18 protein-coding genes are annotated in these 19,205 nt (G+C 59.0%); 9 read left to right on the forward strand and 9 right to left on the reverse strand.

The window, feature by feature from the left end; all coding sequences use genetic code 11:
• Positions 1–117: 117 nt before the first annotated feature.
• Positions 118–735: a lytic transglycosylase domain-containing protein gene (locus ACN085_RS07785; protein ID WP_419100291.1), complete on the forward strand. Its 618-nt coding sequence runs from the start codon at positions 118–120 to the stop codon at positions 733–735.
• 106 nt (positions 736–841) lie between these two features.
• Entirely contained in the window at positions 842–1,225 is a 384-nt protein-coding gene (locus tag ACN085_RS07790) for a cupin domain-containing protein (RefSeq protein WP_419100292.1), read from the forward strand.
• A gap of 89 nt (positions 1,226–1,314) precedes the next feature.
• Here ACN085_RS07790 and ACN085_RS07795 read toward each other — a convergent pair whose 3' ends face one another.
• Both ACN085_RS07795 and ACN085_RS07800 read right to left on the reverse strand, forming a co-directional pair.
• Positions 1,315–2,808 carry a DUF1846 domain-containing protein gene (locus ACN085_RS07795; RefSeq protein WP_419100293.1) on the reverse strand — a complete coding sequence of 498 codons (1,494 nt, stop codon included), beginning with the start codon at positions 2,806–2,808 and terminating at the stop codon, positions 1,315–1,317.
• Positions 2,809–2,920: 112 nt separating this feature from the next.
• Positions 2,921–3,691, reverse strand: coding sequence for a glycerophosphodiester phosphodiesterase family protein (locus ACN085_RS07800; RefSeq protein WP_419111146.1), 771 nt, complete (start codon positions 3,689–3,691; stop codon positions 2,921–2,923).
• Positions 3,692–4,217: 526 nt separating this feature from the next.
• Here ACN085_RS07800 and ACN085_RS07805 point away from each other — a divergent pair.
• The 4 genes from ACN085_RS07805 (at position 4,218) to ACN085_RS07820 (ending at position 6,753) form a co-directional block, all read left to right on the forward strand.
• The gene (locus tag ACN085_RS07805) at positions 4,218–4,433 is read left to right on the forward strand and encodes a hypothetical protein (protein WP_419111147.1); all 216 of its coding nucleotides are present in this window, start codon (positions 4,218–4,220) and stop codon (positions 4,431–4,433) included.
• A gap of 326 nt (positions 4,434–4,759) precedes the next feature.
• Positions 4,760–4,951 carry a hypothetical protein gene (locus ACN085_RS07810; RefSeq protein WP_419111148.1) on the forward strand — a complete coding sequence of 64 codons (192 nt, stop codon included), beginning with the start codon at positions 4,760–4,762 and terminating at the stop codon, positions 4,949–4,951.
• A gap of 72 nt (positions 4,952–5,023) precedes the next feature.
• Entirely contained in the window at positions 5,024–6,250 is a 1,227-nt protein-coding gene (locus ACN085_RS07815; RefSeq protein WP_419111149.1) for an MFS transporter, read from the forward strand.
• Between the two features lie 5 nt (positions 6,251–6,255).
• On the forward strand, positions 6,256–6,753 hold the full coding sequence (locus ACN085_RS07820) for a hypothetical protein (protein WP_419111150.1): 498 nt from the start codon (positions 6,256–6,258) through the stop codon (positions 6,751–6,753).
• 15 nt (positions 6,754–6,768) lie between these two features.
• Here the strand turns inward: ACN085_RS07820 and ACN085_RS07825 are convergent, their stop codons facing one another.
• The 3 genes from ACN085_RS07825 to speB all read right to left on the reverse strand — a co-directional run bounded on the left by ACN085_RS07825 (position 6,769) and on the right by speB (position 9,772).
• Positions 6,769–7,344, reverse strand: coding sequence for a hypothetical protein (locus tag ACN085_RS07825; RefSeq protein ID WP_419111151.1), 576 nt, complete (start codon positions 7,342–7,344; stop codon positions 6,769–6,771).
• Positions 7,345–7,438: 94 nt separating this feature from the next.
• Positions 7,439–8,707, reverse strand: a complete 1,269-nt coding sequence (locus tag ACN085_RS07830) for a PLP-dependent aminotransferase family protein (protein WP_419111152.1) — start codon at positions 8,705–8,707, stop codon at positions 7,439–7,441.
• Positions 8,708–8,719: 12 nt separating this feature from the next.
• Positions 8,720–9,772: an agmatinase gene (speB, locus tag ACN085_RS07835; RefSeq protein ID WP_419111153.1), complete on the reverse strand. Its 1,053-nt coding sequence runs from the start codon at positions 9,770–9,772 to the stop codon at positions 8,720–8,722.
• 583 nt (positions 9,773–10,355) lie between these two features.
• Between speB and ACN085_RS07840 the strand changes: the two genes are divergently transcribed.
• Together ACN085_RS07840 and ACN085_RS07845 are read left to right on the forward strand one after the other, a co-directional pair.
• Positions 10,356–10,607, forward strand: a complete 252-nt coding sequence (locus ACN085_RS07840; protein ID WP_419111154.1) for a hypothetical protein — start codon at positions 10,356–10,358, stop codon at positions 10,605–10,607.
• Positions 10,608–10,780: 173 nt separating this feature from the next.
• A complete protein-coding gene (locus ACN085_RS07845; protein WP_419111155.1) occupies positions 10,781–12,202 on the forward strand; it encodes a sodium:solute symporter in 1,422 nt (473 codons plus the stop codon).
• 97 nt (positions 12,203–12,299) lie between these two features.
• Here ACN085_RS07845 and ACN085_RS07850 read toward each other — a convergent pair whose 3' ends face one another.
• The gene (locus tag ACN085_RS07850) at positions 12,300–13,316 is read right to left on the reverse strand and encodes a hypothetical protein (RefSeq protein ID WP_419111156.1); all 1,017 of its coding nucleotides are present in this window, start codon (positions 13,314–13,316) and stop codon (positions 12,300–12,302) included.
• Positions 13,317–13,493: 177 nt separating this feature from the next.
• On the opposite strand from ACN085_RS07850, the gene ACN085_RS07855 reads away from it, so the two are divergent.
• Positions 13,494–15,143 carry a thiamine pyrophosphate-binding protein gene (locus tag ACN085_RS07855; RefSeq protein ID WP_419111157.1) on the forward strand — a complete coding sequence of 550 codons (1,650 nt, stop codon included), beginning with the start codon at positions 13,494–13,496 and terminating at the stop codon, positions 15,141–15,143.
• 91 nt (positions 15,144–15,234) lie between these two features.
• Here the strand turns inward: ACN085_RS07855 and ACN085_RS07860 are convergent, their stop codons facing one another.
• From ACN085_RS07860 to ACN085_RS07870, 3 genes are read right to left on the reverse strand one after another with little or no spacing between them, the layout of a single operon-like run.
• Entirely contained in the window at positions 15,235–16,533 is a 1,299-nt protein-coding gene (locus ACN085_RS07860) for an ABC transporter permease (RefSeq protein ID WP_419111158.1), read from the reverse strand.
• Positions 16,530–17,372: an ABC transporter ATP-binding protein gene (locus tag ACN085_RS07865; RefSeq protein WP_419111159.1), complete on the reverse strand. Its 843-nt coding sequence runs from the start codon at positions 17,370–17,372 to the stop codon at positions 16,530–16,532. The genes ACN085_RS07860 and ACN085_RS07865 overlap by 4 nt, the downstream gene beginning before the upstream one ends.
• Before the next feature lie 4 nt (positions 17,373–17,376).
• Complete coding sequence (locus tag ACN085_RS07870) at positions 17,377–18,891, reverse strand: efflux RND transporter periplasmic adaptor subunit (RefSeq protein WP_419104965.1); 1,515 nt, start codon at positions 18,889–18,891, stop codon at positions 17,377–17,379.
• Positions 18,892–19,205 lie beyond the last annotated feature (314 nt).

A 19,205-nucleotide genomic window follows, 5' to 3' on the forward strand; every position in this document is an offset into this window, starting at 1 on the left:
TGCCCCCGGCTCTACTAGAGCCGGGGGCATCTTGTGGGGGTTGGGTACGTCACCTTCGGGGGTATCAGGGGGCTTTTGGCCCGCTCTCAGGGTCGGTTTTCAAGTAGGCTGTTACTAATGACTACTGAACGCACCAAGCCCAAAATCGCCCTGCGCATCGGCGCGGGGTTGCTTGCGCACTGGCACATTCTTTCATCAGCGGTGCTGATGGGTGTCGGTGTCGTGGGGCTTTCTGCTACCTACGAGGACTACTGCGGGCGCACCGATTTGACCTACGCCCCCACTGAGCTTCGTGATGATATTGAAGGGGCCGCTCAGGTAGCCGGTTTGCGACCGGGTGTTTTAGCGGCCCAGCTCGAAACCGAATCTGGTTGGCGGCTGACCGCGCGTTCCCACGCGGGTGCGCACGGCCTGGCCCAGTTCACCCAGGACACCTGGGACATCTGGGGCAAGGGCGATATTGATAGCCCCGAAGATTCTATTGCCGCGCAGGGCCGCTACCTGGCCTATCTTTCAGAGCGGCTAGCTCCTTACGCTAAGGACCAGACTCCTCTGCAAGATCTCGTCTTAGCTGGCTATAACGCTGGCCCCGGCGCGGTAGAAGAATACGAGGGTATTCCCCCCTACTTTGAAACCCAGAACTATGTGGCAAAAATTGATGAACTGGCCGCCACCAAATATGCAGTGACCTGCTCCCCCTCCCCAGAATTTACACAGGCCAGGCTGGTTGGCTAAAACCTGCCGCACCTGCCTGCAGAACACACTGAGCAGAGCATGAAATAGAGTGCCTAGGCTAAGTCAGCGCGGGATAATGGAGCTAAACCTACTGTAAGGAGATCCCATGACTGATTCCCTCTTCCCCCTGGGCAAGCCCGCACCCGAAGGCGCTTTTACCGGCAAAGCCTACATGCACCCGCTGGCCCCCAGTAGCCAGCTCCAGTCACTAGCCGTCACCTTTGAAGCTGAGGCACGCACTAACTGGCACACCCACGATGTTGGCCAGCTCATTGTGGTGACCTCCGGAAGCTGCATCTACCAGCTTGAGGGCCAAGAACCCCGCACCCTCACCCCGGGCGAGGCCTTCTTCTTTGAACCCGGTGTTAACCACTGGCACGGGGCCACCGCAGAAGGGCCCATGACCCACATTGCGGTGACCCCCTTCAACCAGGCCGGTGAGTTCGTCACCTGGGGTGAACCCGTGGACGACGCCACTTACCGGGGTTAGTTATACAGCAAAGGCCCCGCCCGGCCTTCTGCACCGTGCGGGTGCCAGAACAAGGGGCGGGGCCAGCTCACTCTATGAGCGCTCAGAATCTAGCGCTTCTGGTAGAGCGACTTCTTCTGAAACTTAGGGTCGCTGGTCACCAGCATGCCCAAGGAACGGAAAATACCCTCATCCACAGACCCAAGAATCGTGGTGGTATGAACATCCACCCCACGCAGGTTCTTAAGCTGCTCTAGGGCGGCGCGGGCATCCTCATCATGGGCCGCTGACGTTGAGAGAGCAATCAGCACCTCATCGGTATGCAGGCGCGGGTTCTGGCTACCCAGGTGCAGGGTCTTGAGACGCTGGATGGGTTCTAAAGCCTCGTTGGACAGCAGGTGCTTGTTATCGTCCAGCCCGGCCAGGTGCTTAAGAGCGTTCAGCAGGGCAACAGCCGAACAGCCCAGTAGATCGGTGGTCTTACCGGTGATGATGGTGCCATCGGACAGTTCCAGGGCGGCGGCGGGTGCGCCGGTGGACTCCTGGCGGGCACGGGCAGGCTCTACCACCGGGCGATCGGTGGGCTTAAGCCCGGCCTTAGCCATAACCACAGCGGCACGATCCGACTGGGTGGAGTCCAGGCCACCGCGAGCCTCATCGACCAGGGCCTTAAAGTAGCGGCGGATAATCTCCTGCTCCGAAGCGTAGCGGCAGGCGGCATCGTCAGTGATGCAGTTACCGGCCATATTCACGCCCATGTCGGTGGGTGACTGGTAGGGGCTGGTGCCGGTCATTTTTTCCAGGAGCACCTTCAGCAGGGGGAAGGCCTCAACGTCACGGTTGTAGTTAACCGTGGACTGGCCGTAGGCGGTCAGGTGGAAGTGGTCAATGACGTTAGCGTCATCAAGGTCCACAGTGGCGGCCTCATAGGCCAGGTTGACCGGATGTTCTAGGGGCAGGTTCCAGATAGGGAAGGTTTCAAACTTGGCGTAGCCCGCCTTAACCCCACGCCTGTTCTCGTGGTAGACCTGCGAGAGCGCGGTAGCCAGCTTGCCAGAACCAGGGCCGGGTGCGGTGACAACCACCAGATCACGGGTGGTTTCCGCGAACTCGTTACGGCCCAGCCCCTCTTCGGACACAATCAGGTCGGTGTTGGTGGGGTAACCGGGAATGACGCGGTGGCGCGACACCCTCAACCCCAGTCGCTCTAGGCGCTGCTTGAAGGCAAGAGCCTGGGAGTTATCGTCCTCCATCTGGGTCAGCACAACGTGCTCAACCAGAAAACCGCGGTCGCGGAAGACATCGACCAGGCGCAGAACATCGTCCTCGTAGGTAATGCCCAGGTCGGCGCGAATCTTGTTGCGTTGCAGGTCCTTGGCGTTTAGGCAGATCAGGATTTCTACCTCGTCGCGTAGCTGCTCCAGCATGGCAATTTTGTTGTCCGGGGTGAAGCCCGGCAGGACGCGGGAGGCGTGCATATCGTCAAAGAGTTTGCCGCCCATTTCTAGGTAGAGCTTGCCGCCGATGTGCTCACGGCGCTCCTGGATATGCCGGGACTGCATCTCAATGTATTTTTCACGGTCAAAACCAATTTTGTTCACCATGGAATTCAAGCCTAGCAAGCCCGCACCGCCCAGGGCAGGGACGGCGCGGTGAGAGTAGGCACTCTAAGCCCGTGGTGGGTCGGGACTAAGCTAACCTCATGCCTGTTCCGGCCTAGCTTTCCAGGTGCAGAAGCCTCTCCGGGTAGTCGGTGAAAACGCCCGTGGCACCCCAGTTTTTGAGCTCATTGGCGCGGGCGGCGCTATTGACCGTCCACACATTGACCCCGTAGCCGGCCTGGCGCAGGGCTCGCACGCTTGCGCGGGTCAGACCCCGGTCTTCCAGGTGGGCGGCTTGAGCATCAATTAGCTCTAGGACCGATAGCCAATCCGGTTGGAAGGTCTCAGCAGTTAAGAGTGCCCCCACGGCGTACTGCGGGGCGCGGCGTTTGAACTCAGCTAAGAGCAGGTGATTGAAGGAGGACACGATAACCTGCCGCTCTGGGCTGAGCTGAGCTAGCTCAGCAATGACCCGGTCAATGAGCAGGTGGGAGCGTTCTGCCCCCTGTTCGTTGGATTTAAGTTCGATGTTGAGGCTCAGCCCGCGCTCGTTAGCCAGGGTGACGAGCTGGTCCAGGGTGGGTACAGGCTCACCGGCGTAATCGGGGCAGAACCAGGAGCCGGCGTCTGCGGTGGCAAGCTGGGCGGCGGTGTAGGTGTAGAGGGAGCCGGTCAGGTTGCTGGTGCGGTCTAGGTCGGTGTCGTGCAGGAGGACGGGGGTGCCGCAGGCGGCTAGGTCTATATCGGTTTCGACCCAGGTGGCACCGGCGTCAGCGGCGGCGGTGAAAGCGGTGAGGGTGTTTTCGGGGCGGGTTCCGGAGGCTCCCCGGTGGGCAAAGATACGCATAGCACCATTATGGGGCAGGGCGGCGGTGGGGACGCTCACGTGCGGGCAAAGCGCGGGTGAACGGTGGGCGGCAGCTCAGTGCCGGAGCCACCTGCGCTGGCATACCCATGCCCACATAGCTCATCTACGTCTCCTTGCGGGCTTAGCCTTGCCCCCCACCCACCACAAACTGAATGCGGTGAAAACCTTCACCAGCGTGTTCAAAGCACACGCACATGAAGGTTTGCGCCGCACACTAAGCACCGGGTCCGCAGATCAGAGCTTCGCCACGGCATCAACATGCCACAAACGAGACCCAAGTCACGCCATACTGTAGGTATGAGATCAAAAGTATCGCGTGTTCTAGCAGTTGCCTGGGTTCTCTCACTGGCTGGCATATCTGCAGGGTTCAGCTTGCTGAACCGGCCGGATGCCGACCCGAGCCTTGGCTCTTTCCTCGCTGTAGCCTCATTTGGCCTGGCTTTTGCCACGACCTTGGTTGCTGCTGTGGTCAATTCAAAACCTTGTCGAGATTAGAAGCTATAGCTCACCCACAAGGTATCTACACACCTAGAAAGGCAGACTCATGAACCAGAAACTGGATAAGGGTCAATTATTCGCTTCTTCGGCTCTTGTGCTGGTTGCAGTTATCGCACTGCTGATAGTCGAATGGTTGCTTATTTCTGCCCTTGCCAACGACCCGGTTGCTGTTTTTACCCCTGTTTCGGTGATATCTGCGACCGGTTTAGGACTGATGCTTAGCCCTTACCTGAGGGAGCGAGCAACCAAGAGGCAGGCGTAGACATTTCTGGCAGGGCGTTTACACCCAGCCCTTCACATAGGCCACCAGGCCCAGGACAGCACCGACTGCCATGCCGAAGTAAATCGGGCCGTTACCTGCCACCCAGCTACGCAGGGGTTCTTTCGTATCTTTCTCCACGGCTACCTCCTTGTGCCGAAACATGCGGGGGCGCACGGCGAGCGCGCCCCCACGTTAAATCTACGCGCAAAACCGTTCACATGTAAAGGGTCTTACGACCCCGCCTACGATTAGAATCAAAATAGTCAGACACTTAGTCCAATCTTCTAAATCTGGGAACACAAAACCACCCGAAAAGAGCAATAGGTATGAATGAAAAGAATCGGGCCAAGATCAGCAATAGTATTGTTGCCTGGGTTCTTGTTGCCCTCCTGGCAATAATCTTTGTCGTTCTTGCTTTTGTTGACCAAAGCTACAAGTCTGTTGTCCTGTATGTTGCCTGCCTTGCCTCTCTTGTTGCTCTAGCTTTCATTGCTTACCGGAACCGGCAGGACACCTAGCAGTTAAGCTACGGGAGCTCTGGGCTCCCCCGCTCTTTGAAGTTTGCGTTGCCCACGGATATGGAGGTCCTCATGGGTGCTCCCACCGCTGCCTCCCGCGTGTGGAAAGACCGTTCCCTGCTACCTATTGCCCTAGCAACTGTCGCAGCGGGATTTTCCTTCTACGTCCCGGTCAGCGCCCTGTTCCTGACCTCCAGGGGGCTGTCCCTAGAGGATATTTTCCTGCTGGAAAGCATCCTACTGGCCAGTATTCTCGTAGCCGAGGTGCCTTCTGGCCTGGTGGCAGACCGGGTAGATCGGCGTTGGGTCATCCTGACCGGTTTTGTGTTCAACGCGGTGGCCGAGATACTTTTTGCCGCTGGGCACTCCCTAGGCGCTTTTGCCTTATCCTTCGTATTCAGTGGGCTGGGCATTGCCATGCTCACCGGTGTGCAGGACGCCTATATTTATGACTCGCTGGGTGAGACCGCCGACGATATTTCGGTAGGTGTATGGGGTCATTTGAGTTCCTTAGAACTGGGGGCCGGGGTGGTTGGGTCTGTTGCCGGCGGTTTGATGGCGGCGCATAGCCTTTGGCTACCGGCTACCGTCAGTGCTGTCTTTGCGCTTGGTGCCGCTGTGGCTGTTGCTTTCCTGCCCGGCCAGCAACCTACAAAGGCTAATGGCCCGGAGCCTGAGAACACTTGGGCAAGCCTTAGAGGTGGTACCGGCTTGCTTTTGACCAACCCTGTTCTGCTCTATACGGCGGTTGCTTCCAGCGCGGCCTTCGTCATTTTTAACGCTGTTTTTACACTCAACCAGCCACTGTTCCAGGCTGCGCAGGTACCGGTCGCCACCTGGGGAATCATCGGCGGTTCGGCACAGTTGCTGGCCGCTCTCTATAACCACTATGCCAGTTCGGTGGTTGATCGTTTGGGCCGCAGGAACAGTTTACTCTTGGCTATGGGCTACGGGGTTGCAGGGTTCGGTTTGATGGTTGTCCCGCACCCTGCTGCTGTGATTGCGGGGTTTGTGCTGGTGGTTCTTGGTATGCACGCGCGAGGCCCCATCACACGGGCTGTGGCTAATAAGGTCATCCCGGCGCACCGTCGAGCCACGGTACTCAATGTTGCTAGCACTCTTGGTAGCCTGGTGGGTATAGCTGTGAACCCGCTGATTGGGTGGGGTGCCGGGGCCAGCCCGGGCGGTACTGTTGCCGCGCTTGCGCTTGTGCTGGCGCTCATGGCGCTCCTGTGGCTACCAATCGCTCACCGCTACCTTGATGAGGACACTAGCGCCCCCGGGGCTACCGAAAGTTGAGTGACATGGGTAAAAAGTACCTTGCCCGTCCAGGCACCATGGTTATAGCCTCCTTAGCGTTTGTTTCTATCATCCTTGCGGTATCTCTAGCGGTACCCAGATCCCTGACGGACAGGACGGGGAACATTTTGCCCGCCCTGCTGTCCTCTATCTTTGTGCTAGTACTCCTGGACGCCGCCTACCTTTCCCTCTTTAAGGTGCAGGTGCACCTCGGCTCCGCCCTGGAAATCAGGGCACCCCTGTGGCGCAGGGACATAGCCTACTCGGATATCGTGGCCGTCCAGACGGAAGAAGATTCTGGGCTCAATTCCGGGGCTATTAACTGGCCTGTTGTCAAGACCGCGCAGGGATACCGGGTCAATATGGGTGGAAAGTTCCGCGTGAGTCTCACCGTGAAGGACGGTAGCGCCTATGAGGTTGTCATGAAGGATCAAGCGCAGGCCCTAGACCTCGTGCAGACCCTGGAGCAGGTCAGAAAAGACAGCGGCCACACGAGCGTGTAGCAACCCTATAAAGTCCTACCTCAGCCCCAGGAAGACAGCCGCGAGCGCGACCCCAAAGAGCGTGCCCAGGGCCAGCTCAGGGACGGTGTGTTTGCGCAGGTAGTAGCGGGAGTAGACGGTGCTAGCCCACACTCCTGCACCCACCGCGTAACCCAGGGTGGGCAGGGGTATGTAGAGCGGGAAAACCAGGGCGAAGAGGGCGGCCACCAGTGCGTGCATACTGGCCTTAATTTTGAGGTTGACCAGGGCAACGACCAGCAACATAGCCACCGACAGGTTGAGGGCCAGGGGCACCTGGCTACTGGTATCCACGAAGTTCAGGGCCAGCGCCCCGGCGGCGAAAGAAAGCAGGGTGCCCGCGTAGAAGGGGGTGCGCTGTGCCCGGTCTTGGATGAAGCGGTCCCCTACCCTGCCGGTGCGGTGCATCCAGAGGGAAAGGGCCAGGGGGATAGCCACGATAAAGAGGAGTGAGAGCGCCACGGGTACGACCCAGGTGGGGTCTGTGGCGATCGCAATGATGGCCAGCAACAGCCCGGAGAGCACAAAGGGCGAGAAGATTTCGGTAGCGGCTTTGCTGGCTTTCTCTAACATAGGCTCCACCTCTTCTCCTGCGATCTGCTACGAATATAAAGGTGCGGGGCGCAAGCCTCACCCTACGCCGCGCACCTATTACCCTCGGCGGGGACTACCCGGCAAGCACCTCAGCCAGCCTCTTGACGCCTTCGGTCAGAGCCTCTGGCTCGATAGCGGAGAAGGCGATGCGGAGCTGGTTAGCTCCGGGATTGACCAGTTTCCCCTCGATTTCTACCGGCTCGTAGAAGGCTGAGCCGGGGATAAAGACCACACCGGCCTCAATGGCCGGGGCTAGGGCGTCGGTGGCATCGGCGTACTTGCACCCTTGGGGCAGGGTCAGCCAGGTGAAGAAGCCACCCTCAGGCACTGTCCAGGTGGTGCCTGCGGGCATGTACTTCTGGCAGGCATCCAACACAGCCTGGCAACGGGCCTGGTAGAGGGCGGCGGTGCGGCGGGTATGGGACTCCCACAGGCCCTCACTCATAAAGCCCAGCACCAGGCGCTGAGAGAGCACCGAAGGGCAGATGGTGACGGCTTCACCGGCAATCTGCAAGAACTTGCGGACGCGGAAGGGCGCGACCATCCAGCCCACGCGCACACCGGGCGAGAAGACCTTAGAGAAGGAGCCCAGGTAGAGCACGTTCTCGGGGTCCAGGGAGTAGAGAGAGCGGCGGCGCACCCCGTCAAAGGAGAGCTGGCCGTAGGGGTTATCTTCCACAATCAGTACGTCAGCTTCGCGGCAAACACGCACCAGCTCTTGACGGCGCTCATCCGAGAGGGTGATGCCGGTGGGGTTCTGGAAGTTGGGGATGGTGTAGAGGAACTTGACCTCTTTACCCTCAGCGCGGATGTCAGCAATGGCCTGGGCGACAGCGGCGGGGTCCAGGCCGTCCTGGTCGAGTGCTACCTGGCGCACATCAGCCTGGTAGCCCTCAAAAACGCCCAGGGCACCTGTGTAGGTGGGGCCTTCTGCCAGAATGACATCCCCGGGATTAACTAAGAGTTTGGTGGCCAGGTCCAGGCCCATCTGGGAGCCTGCGGTCATCTGAATATCGTCCACGGATGGGCGGGCACCTTCAGATTCCATGAACTGACAGACCAGCTCAGCCAGTTCTTCCAGGCCCGCGCCGGAGCCGTACTGCAGAACTTCTAGGCCCTCTTCTTGAATGATGCGGGCGCTCATAGCACCGAGCTGTTCCAGCGGCAGCAGGTCCAGGTCGGGGTTTCCACCGGCCAGGGAGATGATGCCGGGGCGCATGGCGACCTCAAAAACATCGCGCACTGCCGAGGGGCGGAAACCGGCGGCACGGTCGGCAAAGTGGTGCATGATGCGGGCTTCAGCGGGGGTCGCTTCTGCCAGCAGGTTAGCTATTTTACTCACGGGTCTGCCTTTCTAGCCGTTGTAGGTAGTGCCAGCAAGGCCAGCTGCCGGTGAGGCGGGCTGGTCGGTGGCACCGATTGCGTGCAGGCTGATGAGTTCGTAGACCACGTGGGCGGCGGCGATACCGGTCAGTTCGGCGTGGTCGTAGGGAGGGGCTACTTCAACAACCTCAGACCCGACCAGGTTGAGCCCGCGCAGACCGCGCAGGATTTCCAGGAGTTCGCGGGAGGTGATGCCGCCCGCTTCGGGGGTGCCGGTGCCGGGGGCGTGGGCAGGGTCGAGCACGTCAATGTCGATGGAGACGTAGAGGGGTCGGTCGCCAATGCGCTCACGGAGCAGTTGGACGACTCTCTCAACGCCCAGGTAGTAGACGTCGGCGCTGGTGACGATGCCAAAGCCGAAGCGGGCGTCGTCTTCTAGGTCTTCGGTGCCGTAGAGGGGGCCGCGAGTACCTACGTGGCAGAGAGCGTCGGTGTCCAGTAGTTCTTCTTCAAAGGCGCGGCGGAAGGGGGTGCCGTGGGTGTATTCGGCCCCGAAGTAGGTGTCCCAGGTGTCCAGGTGGGCATCAAAGTGGAGCAGGGCGATTTTGCCGTGTTTCTTGTGCAGGTTGCGCAGATTGGCCAGGGCGATGGTGTGGTCACCGCCGATGGTCACGAGCTGCGCGCCGTCCTTGGTGAGTTCGTGGGCACCGGCCTCGAACATTTCGAGGGCTTCTTCAATGTTGAAAGGGTTGCCGATGATGTCCCCGGCATCTGCTACCTGGGCTTCTTTGAAGGGGGAGATGTTGGCGGCGGGGTTGAAGGGGCGGAGCAGGCGGGAGGATTCGCGCACGTGGTTGGAGCCAAAGCGTGCGCCGGGCCGGTAGGAGACACCGGAGTCCCAGGGCATACCGGCGACTACGATATCTGCTTTTTCTACCTCGTCCAGGCGGGGTAGGCGGGCGAAGGTGGCAGTTCCGGCCCAGCGGGGTACTTCTGCGGCGTTGACGGGGCCAAGGCGTTCTACGCCGTCAGCGCCGGTGGCGATGACGCGGTTGGGTTTGGACGAGAAAAAGGCTTCTGCCATGGTGAGGGCTCCTTGGGGCAACGGAAGAGGGGGTCAAGCAGGCTCCTGTGAGCGCTGACACGAGATTTCACTCAACTATAACCCGTTTGCGGGGGCCTTTTGAGCTGTTTGCCCTGATTATTTATACCGGCGCTCATACATATACAGGTGGGGGCAAACCTAATACACGACGGCTTTGAAGCACTGCTCCCTGGCACAAGGGGGGCCGTATCTTTTTGCACCGAAGGTCTGCAAAAATGAAAGCTAGGTAAGACGCTTACGCAGGAAGCAGTTCAGCGCAAGCAGATCCCCCGAGAGGTTATGACCATGTAACCACGCAAGACAGCGCTTACAGCTTCACTGCTTGGGGTCTTTGCCGCCCATAATTGCGAGGAAGTAGCGCACTTCTACCGAGATATCGAAGCTCTCCCCCACCGCATTAGAGAGTGCGGTCCCTGGTCAAGCCAGCAGGATTTTGCCCTAGCTACGGCCCTTCTCACCGGAGCATCTGCTCTTGCACTGGTAGCAGGGGCCTGCCTTCCCCACGGTAAACTTCAGCAGGTTCTCGTGCTAGCCCCCCCCATCTGCTCTGGTGGGTAACGCGATGAGCCATATCTGCCGGGGCCTTATCCAGCGCCGCTATAACGGTGGGCTGATGACCGCACCCCTCATGGCGGGCATAGCGGGTCGCTTGATCACCAAGGCAGGGACGGGGCTTCCTGCCCGCACCCGCTGGGGCATCTACATCGGGTCTAACGCAGCAACTCTTCCCTTGATTTTTGTGGCTCTTGCAGCGGGCAAAAGAGTCCGCCCGCTCTTACCAATAGCCCTTTCGCCCCAGGCCTATTCAAAGTAGGTAAAAGGTATCCCATACCGCCCCTCCCCAAAGTACGGGCCGGGGTCAATGTGCATGTTTTTTCAAGAGACGGCTACAATAAACTGTGGCCTGCAACTCACCACCGTGAGGGCTTAGCCACATCAACGAACCCACTGGTCAAGCACACACGGCCTCAACACAAAGGAACACGCATGAACCTGGCCATTATTCTGCTGTATTTGGCAGCACTCATCCTCTTTGGCTACATCGGCAAACGAAAAGCCAAGAACGCCGAAGACTTCCGAGTAGCAGGCCGCAGGCTGGGCCCCGCACTCTACACCGGCACCATGTGCGCCGTTGTCCTGGGCGGCGCATCCACTGTGGGCGGCGTGGGCCTGGGCTACAAGTTCGGCATTTCAGGCATGTGGCTGGTTGTGGCTATCGCGGTCGGTGTACTCTTACTGTCCCTCATCTTTGCACCCATCATTGCCCGCCTGAAAATCTACACCGTCTCCCAGATGCTCTCCCTGCGCTACGGTGTGCGGGCTACCCAGGTTTCCTCCATCGTCATGCTGGCCTACACCGTCATGATTGCCGTGACCTCCACTGCAGCCTACGCCACCGTCTTCAGGGTCCTCTTAGATATGGACCGTACCAGCGCTATCCTATTGGGCTCCCTGGTCGTCATCGGCTACTCCCTCTTAGGCGGTATGTGGTCCATTACCCTGACCGACATGATGCAGTTCGCCATCATGACCGTGGGTATTTTCTTGCTCATGCTCCCCTTCTCCCTGAACAAGGCCGGTGGCTGGCAGGGCCTGACGGAACGCCTGGACTCCAGCTTCTTTGCCCCCGGGGCCATGGGTATGGACACCATTATCACTATGTTCGTGATTTACACTTTGGGCATCCTGGTGGGCCAGGACATCTGGCAGCGAGTTTTTTCCGCTCGCTCACCGCAGGTAGCCCGCTGGGGTGGGGCCGGTGCCGGTATCTACATTGCCCTCTACGGTATTGCTGGCGCTGTCATCGGTATGGCTGCCGCCGCCCTGGCTCCTGGGCTTGAGAGCAAGGACGACGCTTTTGCCACCGTTGCCCAGAACTTCCTGCCCGCAGGTATCGGCGGTATTGTCCTGGCGGCAGGTGTTGCTGCCATGATGTCCACCGCATCCGGCGCTCTGATTGCAGCAGCTACCGTAGCTCGGGTCGATGTCACCCCCTTCCTCACCGGTAAGCCTGCCATGCAGGAAGAGGACCCCGAAAGCGATACAGCCCTCAAGGCTGACCGTATCTACCTGCTCATCCTGGGTGTCATCACCACCGCTCTTGCTATTGCCCTGACCGATACGGTCACCTCCCTGACCATTGCCTACGACATCTTGGTTGGAGGGCTCATGGTAGCTATCCTGGGTGGCCTGCTCTGGAAGCGGGGTACGGGGGTAGCTGCAGCCCTGTCCATGGCGGTTGGCTCCCTGGTGACCCTAGGTTGCATGCCGATCTTTGGGGTACTGGCTAACGAACCTATCTACTACGGTATCGCGGTATCCCTGGTGGTCTATGTGGTGGCCTCGCTGGCCACCAAGCCCACCGATCCTGCTGTCATCAAGACCTGGCAGGAGCGGCTGAAATCCTAAGGTCCTGAGCGAACTGCCCGCACCCTAGCTAGCCCGGCTTACCTTCTCACATGGCCATCTTAGGCCTGGGGAAGGCATAGGCCGGGCTCTTGCTTTCTTACTGGTAGGTCACCACAAAGGGTTTAGGTTCCAGGGCGTAGGTTTCTGCCGGGCTTAGCATGGGGGTATCTTCGTCATAGAAGTTTTTCCAGGAGGGCTTAATCTCGGGGTTCAGACCGGCTAGTAGCTGCTGATAGGTTGCCTCTTTAAGTTCGGGGCTACCGTGCCCATCGGCGTGGAGGGTCAGGGCCAGCTCAGGGTGCTTGCTCTCAAGCTGGGATCTATGAGCGATCATGGACAGGGTGAACTGGTGCAGAACCACCATTTTTTGGGGCAGGTGATTTTGCTGGGTCAGCTCAGCTAGATAGTCCAGGGTCTCATTGATTTCGCTGGCATCTACGCTCCCGATCTGTTGCAGGTGCACCTGGCCGGGGTAGATTCTCCATTCAGCATCTATACCAATGCCCACGTGAGGTTCTTTGAGCAGTTCTTCATAGTCTTTGACCTGCTCTGTAAAACTGCTATACCCGGGCTGGAAATCAAGAATGACGTAGATCCCCTCCTTGGCGGCCAGGTCTACGAGGGGGCGCAGGCTCTCCAGGCTGGCTTCGTCTGAATAATCGCCGTCCACACCCGGTGCCGAGCTGGCGACGGTAGCAATGATCTCAAAGGCCGGGATAACTTTCTCCTGGCTGTACCCCTGGTATTGGCTAGCTAAATCTTTGACTCTTGTAACCGACTCTTCTGGGCTTTGCTCCCCCAATGCCCCCAGAGAGGGGCCGCTGGGGTTGCCGTAAAGGGCAACATAGCGGTGAGCAAAGATTTCTTGGCCACCGCCTATGACTTCCTGAGGTTGGGCCTGCGGTCTTGGTGATGTTTGCTGGGCTTTCTGGGTGGAAGGCGCCGGGCCCTGAGGGGTTGAGGGATTTTCTGTTCCTTGCCCAGGACCGCCGCAGGCGGCCGCGGCTAAGAGCGTGCAGGTGGTAAGGGTGAGTATCCTGAGACGACGTGGGGTGGAGAGGGGCATGGCATCCTGGCTATCTTGGGGGAGGGGGACCTGTTTGACCATTTTCATAAGTCTACTTAATATTTTATCCCTCTCTGCCGCCCACCTGCCTGACTCACCCCACAGAACCTCATAAGAATACTGTGCTGTGCATAACATTTCACAGGTCAGCCTCCCGCCCCGAGACCTTAAAAACCCGTATGCTAGAGCGGACGTTAAAAGAATATTTCAAGCTGAAAGGTACCCATGACCCACCCCTCCCTGCCTGACCGTAGCACCGAAGTAACCGAGCCACGCCGCAACGCTGGCTACGCCATCCTGGCAACCCTGCGTAACTACGGCGTCGATACCGTCTTTGGTATTCCCGGCACCCACAACTTAGAGTTCTACCGCCATCTCGAAGAACTCGGCATCCACCCGGTCACCACCCGCCACGAGCAGGGTGCCTCCTACGGTGCCGATGGCTGGTCACAGACCCGCAACCTGCCCGGCGTTGTCATTACAACCTCCGGCCCCGGTCTCTTGAACTCCCTCTCGGGAGCCGCAACCGCCTACGCAGAGTCCCGCCCCATGATTATCCTCTCCCCCGGCCGCCCGGTAGGCCAGGAGTTCCGCGATATCGGCGCCTTGCACGAGACTAAAAACCCTACCGGTGCCGTCAACTCCATTGTGGAGTTCTCCCGCCGCGTAAACTCGGCAGAGGAAGCAGTAGATATTATCCACAACGCTTTCCGCTCCTTCACCCACAACCGCCCGCGCCCCATTCACATTGAGGTGCCCCTGGATGTCCTCGAAAGCGAAGTTGAGCTTGACCCCGCAATTCTGCAGGCCCGCCCCCTGGGCAAGCCTCAGCCTGCACCGGTCGATGATGTGCGCGAAGCCGCCCGTATTCTGGCAGAAGCTAAAGCGCCGCTGATTGTGGCCGGTGGCGGTTCTATCTCTGCCGCTGATGACCTGCTTACCCTGGCTGAACTTCTCGAAGCACCGGTTATTACTTCCGTCAATGGTAAGGGCGCTATCCCCGAGAAGCACCGTCTTTCCTTGGGCGCTGACCTGCGCCTGAGCGCCGCTCACGCTTTCTGCCGGGAAGCCGATGCCATGCTTATTATTGGCTCTAAGATCGGTGAAGCTGAGCTCTGGGACGGCGATATCCACCCCGCAGGCCCAGTCATCCGCATTGATATTACCCGCGACCAGATGCTCACCAACATCACCCCGGACCTTGAGCTACCCGGGAACTCTCTGGCTGTTATCCCCCAGCTCCTTGAAGCTCTGGCGGAGCAGGGTGTCACCCCCGGTTCCCGCCAAGAGCGCAATCTCCAGGGCATCTTCGATGCCCTGGATAACGAGGGGCGCGCTATCGCCCCCGAGCTGGCAGAGCTTAACGAGCGCATCATGGAGATTCTGCCCCAGGACACCATCATTGCCGGTGACTCCTCACAGGTAACCTACATGGGCACCACCACCTTCTACCGGGCACCCCGGCCTAATTCCCTGCTCTACATGGCAACCTACGCCACCCTGGGCTACGGCCTGCCTGCTGCCATTGGCGCTAAGGTGGCAGCGCCCGAGCGTCCGGTGGTCTGTCTGCTCGGTGACGGTGCGCTCATGTTCGCTATCCAGGAGCTCATGACCGCTGTTGAGCAGCAGTTGGATCTGCCCATCATTTGTGTAGAGAACGGTGGCTACGGTGAGATTCGCCAGAACGAACGTGACCGTGGCATCGCGCCGGTTGCGGTAGACCTGGTTCAGCCTGATTGGGTCAAGCTGGCTGAGGGCTTCGGTGCCACAGGTTTCACCGCCACCATGGCCACCCTTACGGAGACTGTTCAGAAGGCCCTGGAAACCCGCGGCCCCTCGGTGGTTCACCTTAAGATCGGTGAAACCCTGCGCTAAGGCAGATACTCTCAGCGCACAAAAGCACCCCCTGTTCTCTTTGGCAAGTATGCGGAAGAGAGCAGGGGGTGCTTACACTGCGGCTAGGGATCTATTCGTATCTCAAGGCGTCAATGGGGTCCAGCTTAGCCGCCTTATTGGCCGGGTAGTAGCCAAAGAAGAGGCCGATAGCTAGCGAGAACCCCAGGGACAGGGTGACAGCGCTCAGCGGCGGGAACACAAAGGTCCCCAGCATATTTGAGCCCAGCATACCGAGCCCTCCGCCGACCAGTACGCCCAAGATGCCACCGACCAGGCAGACAATCATGGCTTCCACCACGAACTGCAGACGGATAGCTCTCCGGGTAGCGCCCAGGGCCTTACGGATGCCAATTTCGCGGGTACGTTCGGTCACGGTCACCAGCATAATGTTCATGACACCGATACCACCGACCAGCAGTGAGATACCGGCAATAGCCGAGATAGCCGCACTAATACCGGCCAGCACATCGTTGAAGGACTGTGTGGCCGCTGAGTAATCCATAATTTCAGCCATGAACTGCTCATCGGAACGATACATATTGGTGAGGTGCGCCTGAAGCAGAGCCTTGACCTGGGCCAGGTCTTTACCCTCCGCCGGGCGTACACTCAGGTAGGACCAGCCATCTGCATTCATGCTGCTGAACTGACCCTCAAAGGTGTAAGGCATCAAGACCGCGCCTGGCCCCGACATGCCCAAAAGACCGCCGGTATTATCAGGTTGGTAAACACCTACAACAACAGCATAGACGGTGCTTGAGCCACCCGAGCTAACCTCTACTTCTTGCCCCACCGCCTGAACAGGGTCGCCTCCCAGAAGTGACAGCTGGTCGGTAGAAATCATGATGACCGGTCGCTTGTTATCAATATCGGTTTGGGTGATAGCCCGGCCGGCCACCAGGTTCTTGGGGTTAAGCTCCAAGTAGTCCATATTGACGAAATTTATGAGACTCTCCGAGTTGGTCTGCCCCTCATAGGTAAGCTCAGCACCATAGGAGGCTGAGTTCCCCAGGGGAATACCGGCGATATTATCACCCATAACCTCTTTGAGGGTGTTAATGTCATCAATGCTGATGAGGGAGTCCCCGGTGGGCATTTGGCCTGAGCTACCCATCATTCCATAGGGGCTAGATATGTTTGCAGAAGTTTGGCCTTCGTCCTCACGGGGCCGTTCTTTCACCTGGATATTGAGGTCATTGGCTCCCGAACTCACAACAGCTTGGTTAGCCTGGGTTTGCAGGGAGTGACCCAGGGTCAGAATCGCAATCACTGAGGCGATACCCATGATGATGCCCAAAAGGGTCAAGAAAGAGCGCATTTTATTGTTGCGCAGGCTACCCAGCGCTAGGCTGATTGACTCTTTGATGTTCACGGCTGGACCTCCTCGGGGGTGGGCTCAGTGCCGCCCGGTGCGGGCGGAACTACCGCTGCGCTAGCCACCGGAGCCGATAGAAGACCGGTAGGGTCTGTAAGTCCATTGGCGCTCATATAAGGGGCGGCGGCCTCTTTACCGGCGACGATACGGCCATCAACCATGGTGACAATGCGGTCAGTTTCTGCGGCCAGCTCGGGGTTGTGGGTAATAAAAACGATGGTCTTACCCTGCTCTTTGTTGAGCTGATGAAAGAGGTCCATGACCATGCGCCCGGTCTGGCTATCGAGAGCACCGGTAGGCTCATCGGCCAGGAGCAGGGGCGGGTCATTGGCCAGGGCACGGGCAATGGCTACACGCTGTTTTTGGCCGCCGGAGAGGGCCGCTGGGCTGTTCTCCATCCGGTCAGCTATGCCCATCTGCTCCAGCAGGTAGGCGGCTCGTTCCCTGCGGTCACGAGCATTCATGCCCGCGTACATCATAGGCATCTCAACGTTCTTGAGCGCCGAGATGCGCCCAATCAGGTTGAAGCTCTGGAAGATGAACCCGATATTCTGGCTCCTGTAGAAAGCCAGTTCATCATCGCTCAGGTTGGGGATGTTCTCGCCATCAAAGGTGTAGTAGCCGTAGGTGGCCCGGTCCAGCAGACCAATGATGTTCATGAGGGTGGTTTTACCGGAACCGGACTGCCCCACAACCGATACGAACTCCCCACGATTGACGTGAAAGTCAATGCCAGGTAGAACGGTGATTTCGCTGGGGGTGCCCAGGTTAAAGGTTTTGACGATGCCCCGCATATCCAGCAGGGTTTCTGGAGGCTGTACTAGTTGCTGGCTCATGGTTTTACCAGCCGTAGCTCACGCCGGCGTCCAAAGTCACTGTCTCGCCCACACGGTAGCGGTAGTTCTCACCGTAGGTCAGAACCATATCCCCTTCGGCCAGCTCACCGCCGGTGATAGCAATATCGATGTCGTTGGCAAGGCCGGTTTCTACAGTGCGTTCTTCAAGGACGTAGTTCCCGCCGTCCTGGGGTACAGCTACCACGACACTCTTGGCCCCCAGGTCATTGGTGTACACGGCGTCTACGGGTACAGCCAGAGAATCAGTTTCCTCGGCGGTAATGATGTTGGCCTTGACGCTGGAGCCCAGGTAGAGGCCCTCGCGGTCGCCGGTGACCTCGATAGTGACGGTGAAGGTGGGGCTACTGCCGGTACCCACACCGCTTACGGCAGTGCCTGCGGCTTCGCTACCGGCCTGCTGGGCTGAGTCCGCAATAGAGGCTACCGAGGTAACAGTTCCGGTGTATTCTTTGGTGCCACTTGAGCCTGCAGTGAAGGTGACCTTGTTGCCTTCTTTGACCTTGGGGAGGTCAGATTCGCGCACACTTGAGGTAATGGTCAGTTTTGAATCGTCGCCGATAGTGACTACGGGGCCGGTTGCGGGGGCACCGGGCTTAGCAACGGTCATGACTACACCGTTAATGGGCGAGGTGATGGTTGCGCCATCAATGTCCTCTTGCAGGGAGGTAAGTGCCTGGTCGCGGGCCCTTTCGGCGCTGGTTAGGGAGGTCCGGGCGTTACCCAGTTCCGCTTCGAGGGTTGCAAGCTGGGTTGAGGCGGCGTTACGGGCAGTGCTAACACCGGAATCCGCGTCGGACTTTGCGCCAGCGGCCAAGCGCTGGGCTGACTCGGCGGCTGCGAGATCGGCGTTTAGAGCGGTCAGGTCAGCACCTTCGGCGGCTGCTTGGTCGCGTAGTGCCCGAGCAGTCGCCAGGCTGTTATTAGCCTGGGTGAGCTGCTCAGCCGCAGTGCGCTGGGCGGCGAGTGCAGCAAGGATTTCGGGGTTGGTACCGTTGTTGATGCCCTGGTTGTGCTGGTCGTAGGCGGTTTGTGCTGCCTTAAGCGCCGTCTGGGCGGTGGTGACTGCTCCTTCAAGCTGAACGCGCTGGGTGTCTAGTTCCCCTTGCAGAGTCGAGGTATCAATGGTGGCTAGGGTCTGGCCCATCTCAACCCGGTCGCCCACAGCCACGTTGACGGCGCTGATGGGTGAGGTCAGGTGGGTGGTGACGCTACGGATTTCACCGGGCTGGATTGTGCCCTCCACACGAACTTTGTTGCTGACCCCTTCTTTGCTCAGAATCATGTAGTCGGTGGCGGGGATGGCTCCGCCGGAGGCTGTCGAGCTAGCACCGAAAAGACTGCTGAAGACGAGAACCCCAACCAGGATGAGGGCTACGACACCGGCTGCGATAGCGATGAGGACCTTGGTGAGAGTAGACATCTTCTTTTTCTTGCGTGGCCGGTGGGCGGGAACCGGAGGGGCGGGAGGCTGATCCATTGGCAGGGTAGGAGTGTCCATCGTCTGACCCTTCTGAGCGGGGGTAAATGTGGTGTATCTATCTTTTAGTGTAGATTCCACCTCCCCAGAAAACACCGAGTGGATACTCAGAAACCCATAAATCATCCCGCAGAATGATTTATGACGTGAGACGCCCACCGAGCTCCGGCTGAGGGCATAGAAAAGGGCGGGCTCTTTCCGGCCCGCCCTCAACACGCGCTCCTTGCCCCCTCACGGCTAGCGCCCTTTGCAGAATGAAACACATTTTTCTAAGGCAATAGGTACACACATCTGGAGTTCTTCGCTTATCTCCGCCCGACAACTCTTAGTACCAG

The sequence above is a fragment of the Rothia sp. P4278 genome (assembly GCF_048512945.1).
GTDB lineage: Bacteria > Actinomycetota > Actinomycetes > Actinomycetales > Micrococcaceae > Rothia.